This window comes from Yoonia sp. (genome assembly GCF_046498525.1).
Taxonomy (GTDB): Bacteria; Pseudomonadota; Alphaproteobacteria; order Rhodobacterales; family Rhodobacteraceae; genus Yoonia.
Map to the genome: position 1 here is coordinate 1 of NZ_JAWOAN010000299.1, position 5,553 is coordinate 5,553.

Sequence of the window (5,553 nt, forward strand, 5' to 3'; positions counted from 1 at the left end):
TGGTGCTCCTATGAACGAAAAAAGCCCGCCAAAGGCGGGCCGGTGGGTGGTTAATGAGCAGCACAAGTTGGTGCGTGCGGTGTGATAAGGATGTGCCTCACAGGCGACAGTTAGTGGGCGGCCTGGGCGCTTTTATGCGGCGCGGTGTTTTGTACCCAGCGTAACATGCTCGTGTGAAAGCAGGCCTGAGGTCAGTAGACAAATATCCCGAGCGAAAACGTCGGATGACGGTAGGCAGCCGATTGTGTTGAAAAACTGGAAAAATCCGCACTTTCATTTTTCCGCGCAAATCCGTTTTACCGGAAAAGCTGGACTTATTCGCGTTGTGAGGGCTGTTAGAGATGCACACATCGCCAAAGCATTGATTTGGCCGACACCCTGACCGAACTTTTGAAGTTGCGCTCTATGGTGAAGTTTTTCATTGTTTTTCGGAGAAAACTGAGTTTTTCAACAAAATCAGCCCACAAGAGACATTCGATCAGGTGCATGTCGCCAGTTGGCTTCATGCAGGTCCGACGGAAAGTGTGAATTCGCTGCACCTGCGAAGGCACACTGTCCAACATATGAAAGCGGCCATTCAGGGCTCAGGTTCAACGCCCCACCATGCTGCACCAGCCACCAAGGTCAGCAATGCGCAGGAAGCGGGCTTTGCAAAGTTTTCCAATTCTGCGTAGCTTCGGCGAGAAGAACCTATAGGTTGTGATGATGCAGAATAATTCTTGGCGAAATGGTTTGGCTCTGGGTTTAGTTGCGGGTGCTGGCGCAGGCGTTATATTGCTTCTAACAATTTCCACCCTTCCAGTTGGTGGTTCGAACAGCACAAGCGACTGGCTCAGCTCAATTTCATCTATTTTTTCTGTATTGATCAGTGTGATCGCTGTGTTTCTCGTTGCCGCCACGCTCAAGACAACTGAGGAAACCTTGCGCGAGACAAAGCAAATAGGCCTAAATCAAACTCGCGCTTGGCTGCTGGTAAAATCTGTGGAAGCTTCACAAAGTCAACAGGGAGGCAAAATTGACTTGCGCGTCACTTTACACAACTACGGGGCAAGCCCTGCTATGAATATTCTAAGTGAAGTTTACGCCCACAATGATCCATATCCCTTCGTTTACGCTCGGGCAGTGGAAAAACTGACATCAGATTTCGCAATATCGAACCTGCCTCCCGGAGTTGATTTTCACAGATTCATAACTGATTGGCCCATCCCAGATTCTGAAGGTTACAGAACTCGCGTTCGAATTCGACTTTCTTATAAAATTTTGGACGATACCGTGGTGGATGATTTTGTTGAATGGGTTGTCGTTAAAGGTAACGACGAATTTTATGCGCGTCCCTATATGCCGGTAGACCGCAAAAATCACGCAGTTAGTTCGGCTGATTGAAGCCAAAACAATAGTCCGCTTTGGGCTGCCTGTCGTCATCCACGTAGGCGTCAGCTCACCCAAAGCGGCAATATAAAGCGCCGCACTGCCGCAAGGCCGGCTCGAGCACCACACCGGACGGTGAACTGGGGCCTTCGTTCTGAAGGTGCCTATTCGGTTTTAACATGTTGATTGACAATCAACTCGCGTTGGACGGAACCGAAATCGTGCGGTTGGGACTTCCCCGAAGCACCGCGACATCGGCTTTGTTATCAACACGAATTACCAAGAAGTTGCCTCGTTGCCAGAATCCTTTGCAATGATCAATGATTGCAGAGACGTTCTTAAAGGTCAGAAAGTTAGGATCTTGCGCGCCTTCCGCAGGACGGTGTGAGACTATCTCCCATCTTGTTTCGGATACTTGTTTCCATCCTTCGATCTCTACCGCCGTTCTAGTGATGCCATTTATGCAACCGATGGCTAGTGCGCCCTCAAGAGCCCGATATTTGTGGATCACATTCCAGAACTGGCAGGTGGCTTCTCTATACAGGTCTGGGCCATCATTGGGGTACTTGGTTCGTCGATCAGATACACCATTCGCGATATTGAAAAGGAAAATCGGACGCTTCATCAAAGAAGATGGAAAACTCGCAAAATCGAGTTTAGGGGCACACCAAGCACGCAGTTCCGTGCGAGATTTAATCCCACTCTCAGCTGACCCGTGACCAGATTGTTTATTCGTCAATGGAACGCTCATTTCGCGCAACATGTCAATCAATGCACATTCGACGAGAAGCGCCTCTCGGTCACTTTCGAGTCCGGACCGAACGATCTTCCAAGGAACATCGCCAGAAGTTTCCCAGATCTGTTGTATCTTGGCTATCTTTTCTCGTTCCTTTCCTTTTTCGCTACGAGCCTCATCGAAATGGTCAAAAATTCGACGATTTCCGAGCCCTGAGCGACCGCCACCTTTGCCAACATAAAATGGTTGGCCGGTTGCTGGATCAAAAAGTGCGTACACATAATGGCCTAGTTCCTTGGCGACCAAATCGTCAAACAACTCTGCGTCGGTCTCATTTCGCATGCTTTGGATCCCCCAATGGTCCGCGTTGGCAGATCGCGTTGCCAGCAGAAGTTGTGCAGATGCAAACACGAGAGATGTGGTGCGTCAAGACTTCGATCAGCGGCCGTTTTCACAAGGACCGTCCGCTTCGTCCCGCTCTGCCGACCTTTACCGGCCAAAATGCTGCAATCTGCGCGAATGACATGGTGTGTCTGTGGATGCCGCTCTCCTGGGCAAACGAGGTACAGTATACTGGCCTGAATGAAGCAGCCACAAAGGAGAACGACAATGGCATATTACGTTGGATTGGACGTTTCCGTCAAAGAAACGTCGATTTGCATGATGGATGACAAGGGCGTTGTTGCCGCGCGCACGGATGTCTCAACAGATCCGGATTTGATCGCGCAGTTTATTTCGAAGCACGCGTCAGAGGTAGAGCGAGTCGTTCATGAAAGCGGCATTCTAGCGATTTGGCTCACGCGAGAGCTGGAGAAACGCGGGGTGCCGATCATTTGCATAGATGCGCGCCTGGCGCATAAAGCGTTGTCGGGGCGTATTAACAAATCCGACCAAGGCGATGCTGAAGGATTGGTTCAGTTGGCGCGAACGGGTTGGTTCACTCAGGTCCATATCCGCAGCGAAGCTTCAGAGCGCATGCGCGTCCTCATCGGAGCCCGCGAGCGGTTGATCCGCATGCGCAAGTGTCTTGAAGGTCATGTACGTGGTGTGCTCAAGGTGTTTGGTATTTGCATGACGTCGGTTGCGACGGGAAAGTTGCGAAAAGGCTTTCGAGACCAACTCGCAGCTGCAGCAGATACGGATCCAGCGATTGAGATGATGTCAGAAACATTCATCCCTCTGCACAAGACACTCTGCATTGCCAGAGATGCGCTGGACAACGAAGTAAGGATGATGGCGCGCGAAAGTGATCTGGCGCGCCGACTGATGACCGTGCCCGGAGTAGGTCCTATCGTCGCCTTGGCGTACATCGCGACACTTGACGATGAAAAACGGTTCAGAAGATCGATTGATGTTGGTGCGTTCCTTGGCCTCACGCCAAAACGCCGTCAATCTGGCGAGATGGATTGGTCGGGCAAAATATCCAAATGCGGTGATGGTGATATGCGCCGATTATTATACTCAGCGGCATCAACATTGATCAGTTGCACGAGAAAACCATCTCGTTTGAAAGAATGGGCAACGAAGTTAGCCGAGCGCAAAGGGCACAAGAAAGCAGCCGTGGCCGCCTCTCGGAAAATTGCCGTCATCTTGCATTGCCTCTGGCGAAACGAAACCGCGTTTGAGCCTGGAATGGAGGGTGCCAGATAAGAAATTGAGATTTTGAATACCTGCCCGAGAGACAAGGGGTAGGTTCGACGTCCTCCGGGACGGAGGCAGATCGAGCCAGCCAACCGGCTGAGGTGGGAAACTCCCAACCTCGTGAATGACATTTTGGCAGATCAGTCCCGTACGCCATCAGGAGGCAGGATAATCCCTGACCTCGTAGAGAACCACGGACCCGGAAGACACAGAACCTGACACCCTTGACTTAACCACAGACAGAGAGCCGGTCTGGTGAAGCTGCGCTGCAGCGCCGGTCACCTTGACGAGCGGCCTCTGTGGGTGGCTCCTGCATTGCAGGTGTTTTCTGTCGATATCTGCGGTCGTTTTTGTCAGTACTGTCGTCTGTCCGGCCTGTTTGTGCGGTGGTGTTCCGCTGGCCCTGATGAGTTCCGCGAGCGAGGTTCCATTCGGCTTATCGACCTCAAAGGGCCGCGGACATTCCCGGAGTGTCCTTGCTCTTGGTTGACTTAATTCCGCATCATCACTTCAACGTCTTGCATCTCGTGGGCAACTCGCGCGGTTAGAACGCTGGCTGCCGGTATTCCTGTTTCTTGGTGAGCATGGCCCAGATGATCCTTGCTGCTTTGTTTGCCATGGCAGTCGTTGCGAGCCGAAAGGGTTTGTCTGCGATGATCTTTGCTGTCCACAGGTCAACCTTCTCGGGTGATCTTTTCGCCATTACGGCCCGAGACGTCATGCCGACGACCAACAGCTTGCGAATGTAGCGATCACCCTTCTTCGTGATTTTGCCAAGTCTTTCCTTGCCACCACTGGATTTGTTGAGCGGCGTTAGACCGAGCCAGGCTGCCAGATCACGTCCTGTGCGAAATTGTTTTGCATCGCCAATCGTTGCGACAATCGCCGATGCTGTGATCGGTCCGATCCCGGGCATGCGCATCAACCTGCGTGCGTCCGTACTCAGTAAGGCATGTTGTTCAATCATCTTCGAATAGCCGTCAATCCGTTCGTTCAAGCCAACGAACTGATAGCACTGCATGCCGAGCATTCCGTTTGCGATATCCGGCATGTCCGGGTGATCTCCATCCAGATGGCGCTTGGCGAACGCTGTGACCGCCTCAATCCCAATCGGCAGAATATGCCCAAACTCGCGTAGTAAGCTGCGGATCATGTTGGCCATCTGGGTGCGCTGCCGGACAGCCAGATCGCGGGTGCGATGGATCGACAGAACCGCCTGTTGATCCTCAGTTTTGATCTCGACAAAACGCATCGTCGGACGCCTGACTGCCTCGCAAATCGCTTCCGCATCAACCGCATCTGTCTTTCCGCGTTTGACGTAGGGCTTCACGTAATTCGCTGGCATCAGCCTGACATCGTGGCCGAGCCTGCGTAATGTGCGACCCCAATGGTGAGCTGATCCGCAAGCTTCCATCCCGACAGTGCAAGGCGGCAAGGTTTCAAAGAATGTCAAGAGCTTCGCCCGCTTGATTGCCTTGTTGAAGATCACACGTCCGTTCTCAGATATACCGTGAACTTGAAAAACGTCCTTGGCCAAATCCAGGCCGACGGTCTTTACTGTCATTGGGTGCTCCTTTCCCTGCAGTCAATGATAACTGCACTTTGGCACATTCGATGCCGGTGGAGCAGGAGCCACCCACTTCATCCGCTTTGGGCCGTCAGTGAAGACGGCCCATGCCATTAGATTTCGATAGCTTCGGCGATAGCCAGCGCATCTTCGAGCTCGACGCCGAGTTACCCTGCCGGTGCAGTCGGCAGACTGGCGCACCTTTTCTTCAAAGCGTTTTCTACCGCAGTGGGTCGGGCAG

4 protein-coding genes are annotated in these 5,553 nt (G+C 52.4%); 2 read left to right on the forward strand and 2 right to left on the reverse strand.

Annotated features, from left to right (window positions below; genetic code table 11):
* Positions 1 to 702: 702 nt before the first annotated feature.
* On the forward strand, positions 703 to 1,383 hold the full coding sequence (locus R6T97_RS17490; RefSeq protein WP_410350561.1) for a hypothetical protein: 681 nt from the start codon (positions 703 to 705) through the stop codon (positions 1,381 to 1,383).
* A gap of 178 nt (positions 1,384 to 1,561) precedes the next feature.
* Here R6T97_RS17490 and R6T97_RS17495 read toward each other — a convergent pair whose 3' ends face one another.
* Positions 1,562 to 2,446 carry an LEM-3-like GIY-YIG domain-containing protein gene (locus tag R6T97_RS17495; RefSeq protein ID WP_410350562.1) on the reverse strand — a complete coding sequence of 295 codons (885 nt, stop codon included), beginning with the start codon at positions 2,444 to 2,446 and terminating at the stop codon, positions 1,562 to 1,564.
* 267 nt (positions 2,447 to 2,713) lie between these two features.
* Between R6T97_RS17495 and R6T97_RS17500 the strand changes: the two genes are divergently transcribed.
* Positions 2,714 to 3,754, forward strand: coding sequence for an IS110 family transposase (locus tag R6T97_RS17500; RefSeq protein ID WP_410350563.1), 1,041 nt, complete (start codon positions 2,714 to 2,716; stop codon positions 3,752 to 3,754).
* Between the two features lie 535 nt (positions 3,755 to 4,289).
* Here R6T97_RS17500 and R6T97_RS17505 read toward each other — a convergent pair.
* Positions 4,290 to 5,309 (reverse strand): IS110 family transposase, encoded by a 1,020-nt coding sequence (locus tag R6T97_RS17505; RefSeq protein ID WP_410350564.1) that lies wholly within the window; start codon positions 5,307 to 5,309, stop codon positions 4,290 to 4,292.
* Between the last annotated feature and the right edge of the window lie 244 nt (positions 5,310 to 5,553).

Coding starts and splice junctions, on each gene's coding strand:
- R6T97_RS17490 (WP_410350561.1), top strand. CDS start 703: ATGATGCAGAATAATTCTTGGCGAAATGGTTTGGCTCTGGGTTTAGTT.
- R6T97_RS17495 (WP_410350562.1), bottom strand. CDS start 2,446: ATGCGAAATGAGACCGACGCAGAGTTGTTTGACGATTTGGTCGCCAAG.
- R6T97_RS17500 (WP_410350563.1), top strand. CDS start 2,714: ATGGCATATTACGTTGGATTGGACGTTTCCGTCAAAGAAACGTCGATT.
- R6T97_RS17505 (WP_410350564.1), bottom strand. CDS start 5,309: ATGACAGTAAAGACCGTCGGCCTGGATTTGGCCAAGGACGTTTTTCAA.